Raw genomic sequence first — 13,663 nt, 5'->3', positions numbered from 1 at the left:
TCGCCCTTCTGATAAATTTTACAAATTGGCGGCACTTGCGGTTGAACGTCGCCCTGCAACGAAAACGCCATGAACTTCAAACATGTCCTTCCCGTTGAAACACCTGTTGCCGTTACGGCATGCTGGTTTGTAAATTAATCTAGTGCGCGAACGGGTCCGGGATCTGTGCCGCAAGGTCGCTTTTGCGCACCAGCTCCAGAAAGGCAACCGCCGCAGGCGACAATGTCCTGCCAGACCGCCAGATAAGGCCGATATCACGTAATAATTCCGGTTGGCCCAGCGGCCGAAATATAAGCGGCTCGCGCCCTAATACCGGCAAGGTCAGGGCGGGTAATGCGGTTACCCCCAACCCTTGCGATACAAATGCCCCTGCTGTTGCCAGATGCGATACTTCAAACCGGGGCCGAAACAGCAATCCCTGCTGGGCGCAGGCCGCATCGGTCAATGTTCGCACACTGGTGCCCGTCGCCATCGCCACAAAAGGCTGATTCACCAGTTCATGCCAGCCATATGTCCGGCGTTCCTCCAGCGGTCCGCCCGCTGCCCCCACGGCAACAAAGCGGTCGGTTAACAGTTTTTGAAACGATAACCGTTCCGAAACCTCAACCGCACCGGCGGTAAATCCAAGGTCGGCTTCGCCCAGTTCAACTTCCCGAATAATACCATTCGAAAGCACATCATTAATCTGTACATCGATATCCGGGTGCGCATCCAGAAACTGCTGCACCAGTTTGGGCAATAACCCTGCCGTTACCGATGGCAACCCGGCAATGGTTAACCGTCCTCGTCGTGCCGCCTGATAAGCTGCAAATTCAAGCATGGCATTTTCGGTAGTGTTTAAAATGCGTTCTGCCAATCGCAAAAAAACCTGCCCTTGCGGGGTCAGTGCGACATTGCGGGTATCGCGGTCAAACAGGCGGCTACCTACACGGTTTTCCAATCGGGTAATCTGTCGGCTTAACGCCGATGGCGACATGCCAACATCTTCGGCGGCCGTTCGAAAACTGCCCATGTCCACCAGGGCCCGAAAGGCCCGCATTTCGTCAATATCGGCATTAATGCGTTTCATGCATCAATTATCGCGTTTTTTTCACTTCAGGCAATAAAATATATCAGGCACACTTTTGAACATTACGAATAACAAAACCAATAATCTGTCGTAATAAACAGAAAAGCCCGCCAGCCGGGCACTCGGGAGGAATAATTATGAAACTCAAATCACTTGCGCTTGCGGGCGCGTTGGCCATTGGCCTGTCTTTTCCCGCCATGGCCCAGCAAAAACTGCTTGTTGGCTCCACCTCTGCCTCGTCCAGCCACTATGGTTATTTCGTTGCCGTTTCCAAACTGATCAACGAAAAGGCCGATGGTCTGGAAGCCTCGGTTGTTGAAACCGGCGCCACGATGGATAATTTACGTCGCATTGAACGCAACCAGATCGACCTTGGCCTTGTCACCACCAATGTGGCACAGCACGCAGTGGCCGGAACCAACAAATTTGAGGGCCATCCGCTCGATATCGGGTTGTTGTGGGTTTATACCGGTGCGCCGCAAAACGTTATTGTTCGCGAAGATTCCGGTGTCAAATCCCTGACCGATCTGGCGAAAGTCCGCTTTAACCCCGGCATCAAGGGGTCTGCCACCGAAAGCACCACCGAAGCCGTCTTTAAGACCCTGGGTCTGACGGCCGATTATGTTCGTGGCTCTACCACCGATGTTGTCGACATGATCAAGGATAACCGTCTGGCGGGTTATGTAAAATCCGGTGCTGGCGAAAAACTCGATAGTTCCACCATCGATATTGCCACCTTCACTCCGATCCGTGTTCTCAGCCTGACCGACGATCAAAAGAAAACGCTGACGGAAAAAATGCCCGACATTTCGCTGGTCGATATTCCTGCTGGCGCATCCGATGGCATCCCGGCCTATTCCACCTGGAGCTTTGGTGTCGGTGTCGCTGCGGGCATGAAACTGTCCGAAGATGCCGCCTATAAAATTGTTGATGCGATCATGTCCGACAAAACTGTTCAGGGCGAAGCCATGGCCAGCGTCAAGGGGGCCGATCTGGCAAAACTGACGTTACAATACGGCACCATCCCGTTTCATCCCGGGGCGGCCAAATGGTTCCGCGAACACGGGTACGATATTCCAGCCCGTCTGGACCCTGCCAAAAGCTGATCGTGCATAACCAACAATAATCATAACAATAAAAATAACGACCAACCGGGAGGAAATTCGCCATGCTGTTGCGTGTGCAAAACGGGCTTGCTGTGCTTGTGGGGGCTTTTGTCTTTTATACTGCCGCCTCTGGCCCATTTGAAAGTCTGATACAGCGTGCGATTTTCCTCGCCCTGGTGGTCTGTCTTGGTCTGGCGATCTATCCGCTGGGCAAGGATACAAAATGGCGGCCAATGGGGCTGTTGATTGACATCCTCATTGCTGCCCTTACGATCACCGCCTGTGGCTATATCGTTATTAACTACGATAAAATCATGACCACCCTGCCCTGGGCCACATCCTATGACATGGTGCTAACAACCTGCCTTGTCATTTCGGTTCTTGAAATTGGTCGCCGGGCGGTTGGTATCATTTTTCCATTGCTGGTGGTCATTGGTCTTGCCTATGCCCTGTTTGGTCAAAACCTGCCGGGCATTCTGGGCCATCGCGGATTTGACAGTGCCTTTGTCACCGAAACCATTTTTCTCGGCGATCTGGGTATCTGGGGCATGCTAACCGGCGTTGCCGCCACGGTCATTGCTGCGTTTGTGCTGTTTGGCGCGCTTTTGCTTCATACCGGCGGCGGGCAAAGTTTTATGGACCTTGCCATGCGCATGGGCGGTCGCCAACCAGGCGGTGCTGCCAAAATCGCCACCATCGCCAGCGGCCTGTTTGGCATGATTTCCGGTTCTGCCGTTGCCAACGTCGCCACCACCGGCAATTTCACCATCCCGATGATGAAACGTCTTGGCTACCCTGCCCCGTTCGCGGCCGCGGTCGAGGCCGTTGCCTCCACCGGCGGGCAAATTGCCCCGCCGATTATGGGCGCTGCCGCCTTTGTGATGGCCGAAATTTTGGGTGTTTCCTATGTCGACATCATGGTCGCAGCCGTTATCCCGGCGCTGCTGTTTTATTTGTCGGTTTTTGTGACTGTACATATCATTTCGGTACGGCGCGGCTTGCGCCTTGTCCCCGATGATGAATTACCCGCTTGGTCGCATATTTTGCAATGGCGTCGCGTTCTGCCCATCATTGCTGCGCTTACCGGGCTGGGTATTGGCATTTTTATGGGCCGGTCGGTTGCTACATCTGCCTTTTATGGCATTGTCGGCCTGCTTATAGCCTTTGTTGTCACATCACTTGGCAAACTCACCGCGGCTGACATGGCCCAACGCGTGATCGATGGCATCGCCGATGCCGGTAAGGGCATGGTCATTATCGGGGTGTTGCTGGCGGGGGCACAAATTCTGGTTTCCATGATCAACATGACCGGGATTGGCGTCTCGCTGAGTTCCATGATCGTTGCCATTGCCGGTAATTCCATTGTGCTGGTTGCGTTAATTGTTGCCCTTGTCTGTCTGATCATGGGCATGGGGCTGCCAACCACAGCGGCTTATGTTCTGGTTGCCGCGGTTTTGGCCCCCGCCATGATCAATGTTGGGGTTGATCCGTTAACAGCGCATCTGTTCGTGTTTTATTTCGCCACCATTTCCGTGATCACTCCGCCGGTTTGCGTGGCGGTTTTTGTCGGTTCCGGCATTGCCAATACCAATTGGTTGCCTGCAGCGGTCGAGGCGGTTCGCCTGGGTGCCGTCACCTATATCGTGCCGTTCCTGTTGCTGATTTATCCCGGCATGACAGGGCGTGGTGGTGCCCTTGAAATTGGCAATGCCTGCATCTCGGGGCTGGTGCTGGTCTTCGCCATTCCGGCCCTTTTGGGCGGGCAGCGGTTGCTGGGGCATGTCTGGCTGGATCGCGCGATTTTGCTGGTATGCATCGCTCTTGCCATTTGGTCATTTGTGCTGGCACCCGTCATTGCCGTTGCCGTGTTGGCGGGGTGTTATTACTGGTCCCGCGCCCATAAACCGGCACAGGAGGCCCGGTCATGAAAACCCTGCGCATTGGTACCGGGGCCGGTTTTGCCGGTGACCGCATTGAACCTGCCGTCGAACTGGCGCAAAATGGTAATCTTGATTATCTGGTATTTGAATGCCTGGCCGAACGTACCATCGCCCTGGCCCAACAGGCCCGGATGGCCGACCCGAACGCGGGTTATGATCCCTTGCTGGAACGCCGGATGCGGGCGGTTTTACCCATTTGTCATCGCAACAAAACCCGTATCATTTCCAATATGGGGGCGGCCAATCCGGTTATGGCCGGTCAACGGACACTGGAAATCGCCCGTGAACTGGGGTTAACCGGCCTGCGCATTGCCGTGGTCTGCGGGGACGATGTTCACAACCAGCTTGATGCCAACACTTTCACCCTGATGGAAACCGGCGAAACACTGGCGGCCTTTAACAAACCGGTTATCTCGGCCAATGCCTATCTTGGCGCAGGACCAATTGTTGACGCTTTGGCAAACGGTGCCGATATTGTTCTGACTGGCCGCGTGGCTGACCCGGCCATGTTTCTCGCCCCGCAAATTTACGAATTCGGCTGGTCGATGGATGACTGGCAAAAACTCGGGCGTGGCACATTGGTTGGGCATTTGCTGGAATGTGGCGGACAAATTACCGGCGGCTATTTCGCCGACCCCGGGGTAAAGGATGTGCCCGACATCGCCCGTTTGGGCTTTCCCCTTGCCGAAGTATCTGAAAATGGCGATGCCATCATCACCAAAACCCCCGGCACGGGCGGCATTGTCAGTGTTGCGACCTGCACCGAACAACTATTATACGAAGTCCACAACCCGGCCAGCTATTTACAACCCGACGTCATTGCCGATTTTTCCGGTGTGATGATTAAACAGGTCGCGCCAAACCGCATTGCCATTACCGGCGGATCTGGTCATGCCCGTACCGGCACACTGAAAGTTTCGGTTGGCTATGTCGATTCATTCATTGGCGAAGGGCAAATATCCTATGCCGGTGTGGGCTGTGTTGCGCGCGGTCGTCTCGCGCTCGATATCGTGCGCGAACGCCTGAAAATCACCGCAGTCGACTGTCAGGAAATACGCTGCGATCTGATAGGGCTCGATGCCGTTTTGGGGGCCTATACCGGCGATATAGCCACCATCCCCGAAATCCGCGCCCGCTTTACCGCCCGCACATCTTCGTTGGCTAATGCCCAACGGATCGGCGAAGAGGTCGAAAGCCTGTATCTGAATGGCCCGGCGGCAGGCGGCGGCGTCACCCGGTCCGCCCGGCAAATTGTTGGCATTGTATCAGGCCTGATCGACGAAACCCTGATCATGCCCACCATTACAATGCTGGAGGTTTAACCATGCGTCTGCACCAGATCGCCCATTGCCGCACCGGTGATAAGGGCAATATCTCCAACATTTCCGTCATTGCCTATGACAATCGTGATTTCGCAATGCTGGCAGATCTGCTGACACCGGCATATGTCAAACAGTGTCTCGTGGGCATCGCCAATGGTGCAGTAGAACGCTACGAATTGCCACAATTAGGGGCTTTGAACTTCGTTTTGCATAACGCCCTTGGCGGTGGCGTTACACGGTCTCTGGCACTTGATGCGCATGGCAAATGCCTGGCATCGGCCATGCTGGAAATTGAAATGCCGGGGCGTTAGGAAGTGAAGCATACCTGCAACGAATTTGTTGCGGCCCCCAAATCGCACCTGGCAAATGACGGCATTTTGACAGTTAAAAATTGCCGGATGCACCGCCGCCGCTACTTCCGCCGCTTCCGCCGCCGCCGTTAAAACCACCATCAATGCCGCCGTGATAATGATAATTGCGATTACGGTTTCCATGCGGAATTGCCTTCAAGACCTTAAAAAGCACTTGGCAGACAACAATGACAACCGAGCCAATACAGCCAGCAATTAGCCAATGAATTGCGACATATTCTTGCAAGCGATTTCGAATTGCGACAACAAGCGATAGAAAAACAACACTGCCTGCGAAAATTGGCCACTTATACCACTGCCAATAGGTGACATTAGCCCGGGTTGCGTCAATTATTTGCGCGACGCCATAGGTAATTCCCCCAATGTAATTTGCATCACTCAGGATCGGCGTAACGTTATCGACCACCTGCTTCATAACGGTGTCGTATAAGCCTGAATAACCCGCACCCATTTCAATCCGAACTTTGCGGTCTTCATCCGAAACGATAAACAACACACCCTTGTTTTCGGAATGAGAAATGTTCTTCCCGCCAATATCAAAATCGCGAAAAACCTCGGTGGCAAAACCTTCCCAACTTTTCTGAGACGAAACCGCCTGATAGGAATGAACCGTCAGCACCGATATCTCCGTGCCGCTTTCTTGTTCGTAGTCTTGCAGGTCCCTGGTAAGGCTGGCTGTTACTGCAGGCGACAATAACCCGGCAAAATCATTTACATACCGGTCATATCGTTTTAACGAAAAGCGGTGAAGCGGCGCACGAAACCCCGGATAATCGGCAGAAAAATTATCTGCTGTTTCCAACATGTTCAGGGAACGACGCTGTACGATATCGACAATCAATTCGATTGCTTTGGCCATATCGTTGTGCGTCAAAATCGGGCTGAACTGATAAATGCCAAGTTCCCGCCACTCGCCTTTGGCCAAACCAAATCCGTTACCATTTATGACCCGAACCGCTTTGTCTTCTTTTGAAAATATGACCAAAACAGCACGACCACCTGGGCGTTCCTCCGGCATCACTCCGGCGTATTTCTTAATGACTTCTTCCAGTGATTTGGTTCTGACCTGTTCCGCAAGGTTCTGTTCTTTGGCAAATGCCTGAACCCTTTGTTTATACGAACTGGATTCTGTTTCCGTTTTACCCATGTTCCAGTCCCGGTAAGTATCGTCAAGCAATGCATCAATGCCCTCCTCGTTCTCCGGGAACTTTTCAACCGTCAGCACCGAAATTTCGATCAGTTCTTTATCTTCAAATGTCTTCAGGGACGCCGTAAGGGCACCCGCTTTCTGTTGTGTAAGAAGAGACGCGTAATCATTGACATAACGTGCCGTGCGCTCGTAAGCCGCCGCATTTGCAACATCCAGAACAGCTAGCAAAAACGCCAGCACAAGAAGCATAAATGCGGAATTTTTAACGATATTTTTGATCCAGCCGCCAGCCTGCTCCGGCATTGTCACCGCAATGGGTTTCAGGCGGCATGGCACGAATATCGGCTGCAAATGCATTCTCCACTTCGTAAATCAATACATCTGCACGCAAATTTACGGGCCAGACAGACCAACAGTTAACAGCACACCTTCTTGGCGCGTCAGTTTAAAATACAACCAAAAACATTCAACCAAAAGAAATTACACCGTTAAATGATCCCCCCTTCATCAACATGATGAGAACGAGTTCAACCCCGGCAATCGTTTCGTCAGGAAAATTACGCATAAAATTTCGTTTATGAAAATTTTTCAGTGCTTTCTTATACGAAATTCGCATCCCGCCCCGAATGTTCAACATCCCCGGCGAATGGTGAATACGCGGCCAGGTATCCTCGACGACGTAAATATGACCTGCCCTACCCCTTAACATGTCGCGATTACCTCTGTTTTCCCGTGTTCAGGCAGCAACGTCCTGATGAACGTTCGTTTGCTGGTCGCACATGGTCAGAAGGGGTTTTATTGCACAAAATCCACGAAATCCTGGTTCATTTCACATCATGAAACTAACATAAATAATTGAAAAATATGATTATTTATAAAACTGAGATTTCGACAATGCCGTGCTTGCGGATCAATTTTCTGCAACAAACTTACAAAAACACACACCCTCGGCAGGGTCCAAAAATGAAATATCGGCGCGGTCTGTTATTTTCACTTTCCAACGATTCCAGTGAAAATTCGGCCGATTACACACCGTCTCACGTCCGTTATGCCGGAAAAACGCATAAATTTCCGAATCAAAAAATAGTTCAGGAACAATACGTTGAAAGGACAAAAAAGCATGGCAAAGCTGAAAATTTCGCGAATGAAATATTTTCACTTGCGTTTAATTTGTCTTGTTTGTAACGTTTGTGAAAATAAAGAACGACAGCTAACACCAGCTGTCAACAATCCGGGCAATCAGGGAGGAACAGGTTGCTCACTTCAGACACATATGACGTGGCCATTATTGGCGGCGGCATCAATGGCGCAGGTATTGCGCGGGATGCAGCAGGACGCGGGCTTAAGGTTTTTCTGTGCGAAAAGAACGACCTTGCTTCCGCCACGTCTTCGGCCAGCACCAAGCTCATTCATGGTGGTTTGCGCTATCTGGAATATTATGAATTCCGGCTGGTGCGCGAAGCCCTGATCGAACGCGAAGTTCTGCTAAACGCTGCCCCGCACATCATCTGGCCGTTGCGCTTTGTTCTGCCGCATGTCAAAGGCTTGCGGCCGGCATGGATGATCCGTCTTGGTCTGTTTCTTTATGACCATCTCGGGGGCCGCAAAAAACTGCCTGCGTCACAAGGTGTACGTTTGGCCGCCCACCCAGCCGGGGCACCACTGGCGCCGGGCATGAACAAGGCCTTTGTTTATTCCGATTGCTGGGTACAGGATGCCCGCCTTGTTGTTCTAAATGCAATCGATGCACAGGAACGCGGTGCTGAAATCAATGTTGGCACCGAATGCCTTTCTGCCCGGCGCGACGGTGACTTATGGATTGTCACCGTGCGTCAAAACGGAACAGAACGGCAAATTCGGGCCAGGTCCCTGGTTAATGCCGCCGGGCCATGGTGTGCCGAATTGCTGGAAAACAAGGTCGATGCCCATAAAAAACAGGGCATTCGTCTGGTGCAGGGCAGCCACATTGTTGTACCCAAACTGTTTGATCACGATTATTGCTATATTTTCCAAAATCCCGACGGGCGCATTGTTTTTGCTATTCCCTATGAACAGGATTTCACCCTGATCGGCACTACCGATCGCGATTATAAGGGTGATCCCGCAAAAGTTGCCATCAGCGATGGTGAAATTTCCTATCTGTGCGAACTGGCAAACACCTATTTCGCCCATAAGATAACGCCTGCCAATGTTGTCTGGTCCTATTCCGGGGTGCGCCCGCTTTATGGCAATGCCGACGAAGACGCCTCTGCCGTTACCCGCGATTACGTTCTGGAAATTGACCAGAAAAACGATGAAGCCCCGCTGCTTAACATTTATGGTGGCAAAATAACCACCTATCGCAAACTGGCAGAATCCGCCCTTGCCCGCCTGTCACCCTATCTGGGCAATTCCCGGGGCCCCTGGACAAGCGGCACCCCGCTTCCGGGCGGCGATATGCCGGATGGCAATTTTGATGCCTATTTTGCCGCAATGCAGCAACGATTTTCCTGGCTTCCTGCTGCACAGCTCTACCGTTACGTGCGAAATTACGGCACACTGACCAACAGAATAATCGCTGATGCATCAGATATTTCCGGTCTGGGCCTGCATCTGGGGAATGACGTTTACGAAAACGAACTGCGCTATCTGGTTCAACACGAATGGGCTCGCTGCGCGGAAGACGTTTTGTGGCGGCGTTCCAAACTCGGCTTGCATGTTTCAGGGGATACCGCATCCGCCATTGCCAACTGGTTTGTTAAAACCGCCCCCTCCATCCTAACCGCCCCAATGGGCGAAGGAAATGAAGACAAATGACCCTAACACTTGAAAATATTACCAAAACCATGGGAGGTGTCACCCATATCGACGATGTGTCGATGACGCTGGAACCGGGTTCGTTCAATGTTTTGCTGGGCCGAACCCTGGCGGGGAAAACCACATTGATGCGGATCATGGCCGGGCTGGAACCGCCCAGCAGCGGACGTATTCTGGTGAATGGTGCCGATGTGACCGGCCAGCGTGTGCAAAAACGCAATATTGCGATGGTCTATCAGCAATTTATCAATTACCCGTCGATGAATCTGTATGACAACATCGCATCGCCGTTAAAATTGCAGGGCACTGACAAGGCTGAAATTGACCGCCGGGTGCGTTCGACAGCTGCATTAATGCATATCGAACATCTGCTGGACCGTTTGCCACAGGAACTCTCGGGCGGGCAACAACAGCGCACCGCCATGGCCCGCGCCATGGTCAAGGATTGCACGCTTCTTTTGCTCGACGAACCACTGGTTAACCTGGATTATAAATTGCGCGAAGAACTGCGTGAAGAAATCCCCAACCTGTTGGCCGAACGCGACACCATTGTGGTTTATGCCACAACCGAACCGATGGAAGCCCTGCTTTTGGGCGGCAAATGCGCTGTTATGCATGAAGGCCGTGTCACCCAGTTTGGCCCCACCACCAGTGTTTTTCATAATCCGGCCACGGTTGAAACCGGTCTGATTTTTTCCGACCCCCCCATCAACCTTATCCCGGCCCATATCAGCAACGACACATTGTCGCTTGCCAGCGGTCATACCATTCCACTTTCCGGGCATTTGTCGGGTTTAAACACCGGCAACTGCACTGTTGGCGTCCGGGCCAATCATTTATCCGTGGTTAATCCCGGCGCACATGCCGTTGCCTTGCAAGGACATGTTGAACTGGCTGAAATCACCGGGTCGGAAACCTTTGTTCATGTGCATTTTAGCGACGTTTCCTGGGTTATTCAGGAAGAAGGCGTCCACAATCCGCGCCTGGGCGAAACATCCACTTTCTATCTCGATCCGTCACGCCTGTTTGTTTTTGATGCCGATAACCGGCTGAAGGCCGCCCCACCTGTTGAAATCGCAAACGGCAAGGCCGCCTGAGCCCGGAGACGTAAAATGGCACGTATTGATCTTAATAACCTGGCCCATTCCTATTTCCCGGACCCGAAAGGCGACGAGGATTATGCCCTGCGCCGTATGGAGCATGTTTGGGAAGATGGTGGCGCCTATGCTTTGCTTGGCCCGTCGGGGTGTGGCAAAACAACATTGCTCAACATTATTTCCGGCCTGCTCACACCATCCCACGGCAAAGTTCTGTTTGATGGCAAAGATGTTACCAATCTGGCCCCGGAACAGCGCAACATTGCCCAGGTTTTTCAGTTTCCAGTCATTTATGACACAATGACAGTCTTTGAAAACCTTGCATTCCCGTTGCGCAATCGTGGTATTGCCGAAACACAGGTTAAAACCCGCGTTCACGAAATTGCCGATATGCTCGATTTAACCGGCAAGCTGAAACAAAAGGCGCGTGGTCTTGGGGCCGATGAAAAACAGACCATTTCGCTGGGCCGTGGCCTGGTGCGCGATGATGTCTCAGCCATCCTGTTTGACGAACCGCTTACCGTGATCGACCCGCACCTGAAATGGGTGCTGCGCCGCAAACTTAAGGAAATTCATAATAAACTGCGCCCGACGATGGTTTATGTCACCCACGACCAGATCGAGGCCCTGACATTTGCCGACAAGGTTGTCGTCATGTATGGCGGCAAGGTCGTGCAGCTTGGCACCCCGCAGGAACTGTTTGAAAACCCGGCCCACACCTTTGTCGGTTATTTCATCGGCAGCCCCGGCATGAACATCATGCCCTGCAATATAGATGCCGGTGCCGCCTGGATCGATGGGCAGCGCATTGCCCTGTCCGATACGCAACTGGCCGCGCTAGGCAACGCATCGGGCAAACTTGAACTTGGCATCCGCCCCGAATTTGTTCGCCTTGAAAGCGAAAACGCCACCGTCGGCGACGACGGCATTCCCGTCAATATCGTCAAGGTCGAAGACCTCGGGCAGTATAAAATCGCCACCACCCGGTTTGGCAACGCCGAGCTAAAGGTAAAGGTTGGTGAAGACCAGCAAGTTGTCGGGCAAAGCGGTGTTCTGCGATTGCCGCAAGAATGGACCAAAATCTATGCCGACAGTCAGCTGGTCGCGTAAGGGGGGCTTGGAAAATGAATAAAATCACCAATAACAAAGCCTGGTTTCTGGTGCTGCCGGTATTTTGCATCGTCGCGATTAGCGCGATCATTCCGCTAATGACGGTGGTAAACTATTCGGTACAGGACATTTTCGGGCCAGACAGCCGGTTCTTTGTCGGCACTGAATGGTTCCAGCAGGTTCTTGATGACAGCCGCCTGCACGAAGCCCTGCTGCGCCAGATCGGCTATACCTTCAGCGTTCTTTTAATCGAAATTCCACTGGGCATTGGTGTTGCCTTAACCTTGCCACGCAAGGGCTGGGGCGTATCGGCCTGTATGGTTCTGCTGGCATTGCCGCTTCTTATTCCCTGGAATGTCGTGGGCACGATCTGGCAAATCTTTGGTCGCGCCGATATCGGCCTGGGTGGCTATATCCTCAACATGCTGGGCGTAAGTTATAACTACACCCAAAGCTCGGTTGATGCCTGGTTGACGGTTCTGGTGATGGATGTCTGGCACTGGACCAGCCTGGTTGTGCTGCTGTGTTATGCCGGTTTGCGCTCTATTCCCGATGCCTATTATCAGGCTGCCAAAATTGATGGTGCATCACGCTGGGCGGTTTTCCGGTTCATTCAATTGCCAAAAATGCAGTCGGTTCTGGTGATTGGCGTGCTGTTACGCTTCATGGACAGCTTCATGATTTACACCGAACCCTTTGTTTTAACAGGCGGCGGTCCGGGTAATGCTACCACTTTCCTAAGCCAGTATTTAACACGCATGGCTGTGGGCCAGTTTGATCTTGGTCCGGCGGCGGCATTCTCGCTGATCTATTTCCTGATCATTCTACTGGTTTGCTGGGTTTTCTATACCGTCGTTATGAACGCCGGACAGCGGGAGGAACAATAAAATGAAGTTCCAGAAACGTCACATCGCCCTTTTGGTTTACATTCTGTTCCTGTTGCTGCCAATTTACTGGCTGTTCAACATGTCGATCAAAACCAATACCGAAATTCTCGGGTCCATGACCCTGTTTCCCGATAACCCGACTTTGGCAAACTACGCCACCATCCTGACCGATCCGGCATGGTATTCGGGCTATATCAATTCGATGATCTATGTTGCAATCAACGTGGTGATTTCGCTGGTGGTGGCATTACCTGCAGCCTATGCGTTTTCGCGCTATAATTTTACCGGCGATAAACACCTGTTTTTCTGGCTTTTGACCAACCGCATGGCACCGCCTGCTGTATTTCTGTTGCCATTTTTCCAGTTGTATTCATCGGTCGGGCTGTTTGACACGCACATTGCGGTTGCCCTCGCACATTGTCTGTTTAACGTGCCACTTGCCGTCTGGATCCTCGAAGGTTTCATGTCGGGCATTCCCAAGGAAATCGACGAAACCGCCTATATTGACGGTTATTCTTTCCCGCGTTTCTTTGCCACCATCTTCATTCCGCTCATTCGGTCGGGCATCGGGGTAACGGCCTTCTTCTGCTTCATGTTCAGCTGGGTGGAATTGCTGCTGGCGCGCACCCTCACCTCGGTTAACGCCAAACCGATTGTTGCGACCATGACCCGCACGGTTTCGGCATCGGGGCTGGATTGGGGCGTGCTTGCGGCCGCTGGCGTGTTGACGATTGTTCCAGGGGCGCTGGTGATCTGGTTTGTGCGTAATTACATCGCCAAAGGCTTTGCGATGGGCCGGGTCTGATCGGTAAAGA

Annotated in this window: 12 protein-coding genes; 9 read left to right on the top strand and 3 right to left on the bottom strand. The window is 52.4% G+C overall.

What is annotated here, in order from left to right:
* Window positions 1-139: 139 nt before the first annotated feature.
* Window positions 140-1,069, bottom strand: a complete 930-nt coding sequence (locus J4E05_RS18380; protein WP_349598601.1) for a LysR family transcriptional regulator — start codon at window positions 1,067-1,069, stop codon at window positions 140-142.
* 137 nt (window positions 1,070-1,206) lie between these two features.
* Here J4E05_RS18380 and J4E05_RS18375 point away from each other — a divergent pair, with 137 nt between their 5' ends.
* The 4 genes from J4E05_RS18375 (at window position 1,207) to J4E05_RS18360 (ending at window position 5,748) form a co-directional block, all read left to right on the top strand.
* Window positions 1,207-2,175 carry a TAXI family TRAP transporter solute-binding subunit gene (locus tag J4E05_RS18375; protein WP_085590346.1) on the top strand — a complete coding sequence of 323 codons (969 nt, stop codon included), beginning with the start codon at window positions 1,207-1,209 and terminating at the stop codon, window positions 2,173-2,175.
* A 62-nt stretch (window positions 2,176-2,237) separates the two neighbouring features.
* Window positions 2,238-4,103 carry a TRAP transporter permease gene (locus J4E05_RS18370; protein WP_349598598.1) on the top strand — a complete coding sequence of 622 codons (1,866 nt, stop codon included), beginning with the start codon at window positions 2,238-2,240 and terminating at the stop codon, window positions 4,101-4,103.
* A complete protein-coding gene (locus J4E05_RS18365; RefSeq protein WP_349598595.1) occupies window positions 4,100-5,437 on the top strand; it encodes an acyclic terpene utilization AtuA family protein in 1,338 nt (445 codons plus the stop codon). Before J4E05_RS18370 ends, J4E05_RS18365 begins: the two co-directional genes overlap by 4 nt.
* A 2-nt stretch (window positions 5,438-5,439) precedes the next feature.
* Window positions 5,440-5,748: an AtuA-related protein gene (locus J4E05_RS18360; protein WP_085590351.1), complete on the top strand. Its 309-nt coding sequence runs from the start codon at window positions 5,440-5,442 to the stop codon at window positions 5,746-5,748.
* A gap of 73 nt (window positions 5,749-5,821) precedes the next feature.
* On the opposite strand, the gene J4E05_RS18355 is transcribed toward J4E05_RS18360, so the two are convergent.
* Both J4E05_RS18355 and J4E05_RS18350 read right to left on the bottom strand, forming a co-directional pair.
* Entirely contained in the window at window positions 5,822-7,198 is a 1,377-nt protein-coding gene (locus J4E05_RS18355) for a TPM domain-containing protein (protein ID WP_349598592.1), read from the bottom strand.
* Between the two features lie 22 nt (window positions 7,199-7,220).
* Complete coding sequence (locus J4E05_RS18350) at window positions 7,221-7,349, bottom strand: hypothetical protein (protein ID WP_256376780.1); 129 nt, start codon at window positions 7,347-7,349, stop codon at window positions 7,221-7,223.
* A gap of 863 nt (window positions 7,350-8,212) precedes the next feature.
* Here J4E05_RS18350 and glpD point away from each other — a divergent pair.
* Genes glpD through J4E05_RS18325 form a run of 5 tightly spaced genes read left to right on the top strand, consistent with a single transcriptional unit; the run spans window position 8,213 to window position 13,653 of the window.
* Window positions 8,213-9,754, top strand: coding sequence for a glycerol-3-phosphate dehydrogenase (glpD, locus tag J4E05_RS18345; RefSeq protein WP_349598588.1), 1,542 nt, complete (start codon window positions 8,213-8,215; stop codon window positions 9,752-9,754).
* On the top strand, window positions 9,751-10,851 hold the full coding sequence (locus J4E05_RS18340) for an ABC transporter ATP-binding protein (protein ID WP_349598585.1): 1,101 nt from the start codon (window positions 9,751-9,753) through the stop codon (window positions 10,849-10,851). The genes glpD and J4E05_RS18340 overlap by 4 nt, the downstream gene beginning before the upstream one ends.
* 15 nt (window positions 10,852-10,866) lie before the next feature.
* Complete coding sequence (locus J4E05_RS18335) at window positions 10,867-11,961, top strand: ABC transporter ATP-binding protein (RefSeq protein WP_085590360.1); 1,095 nt, start codon at window positions 10,867-10,869, stop codon at window positions 11,959-11,961.
* Window positions 11,962-11,975: 14 nt separating this feature from the next.
* Window positions 11,976-12,848, top strand: coding sequence for a carbohydrate ABC transporter permease (locus tag J4E05_RS18330; protein ID WP_085590362.1), 873 nt, complete (start codon window positions 11,976-11,978; stop codon window positions 12,846-12,848).
* A gap of 1 nt (window position 12,849) precedes the next feature.
* The gene (locus J4E05_RS18325) at window positions 12,850-13,653 is read left to right on the top strand and encodes a carbohydrate ABC transporter permease (protein WP_085590363.1); all 804 of its coding nucleotides are present in this window, start codon (window positions 12,850-12,852) and stop codon (window positions 13,651-13,653) included.
* The last annotated feature ends 10 nt before the right edge of the window (window positions 13,654-13,663 follow it).

It is taken from the genome of Thalassospira sp. NFXS8 (assembly GCF_040148805.1).
Lineage (GTDB): Bacteria > Pseudomonadota > Alphaproteobacteria > Rhodospirillales > Thalassospiraceae > Thalassospira.
This window is presented reverse-complemented; position numbering and strand designations above follow the sequence as displayed.

Excerpts from the sequence above, each read along its gene's own strand:
- J4E05_RS18380 (WP_349598601.1), bottom strand. The coding sequence starts at position 1,069 with ATGAAACGCATTAATGCCGATATTGACGAAATGCGGGCCTTTCGGGCC.
- J4E05_RS18375 (WP_085590346.1), top strand. The coding sequence starts at position 1,207 with ATGAAACTCAAATCACTTGCGCTTGCGGGCGCGTTGGCCATTGGCCTG.
- J4E05_RS18370 (WP_349598598.1), top strand. The coding sequence starts at position 2,238 with ATGCTGTTGCGTGTGCAAAACGGGCTTGCTGTGCTTGTGGGGGCTTTT.
- J4E05_RS18365 (WP_349598595.1), top strand. The coding sequence starts at position 4,100 with ATGAAAACCCTGCGCATTGGTACCGGGGCCGGTTTTGCCGGTGACCGC.
- J4E05_RS18360 (WP_085590351.1), top strand. The coding sequence starts at position 5,440 with ATGCGTCTGCACCAGATCGCCCATTGCCGCACCGGTGATAAGGGCAAT.
- J4E05_RS18340 (WP_349598585.1), top strand. The coding sequence starts at position 9,751 with ATGACCCTAACACTTGAAAATATTACCAAAACCATGGGAGGTGTCACC.
- J4E05_RS18335 (WP_085590360.1), top strand. The coding sequence starts at position 10,867 with ATGGCACGTATTGATCTTAATAACCTGGCCCATTCCTATTTCCCGGAC.
- J4E05_RS18330 (WP_085590362.1), top strand. The coding sequence starts at position 11,976 with ATGAATAAAATCACCAATAACAAAGCCTGGTTTCTGGTGCTGCCGGTA.
- J4E05_RS18325 (WP_085590363.1), top strand. The coding sequence starts at position 12,850 with ATGAAGTTCCAGAAACGTCACATCGCCCTTTTGGTTTACATTCTGTTC.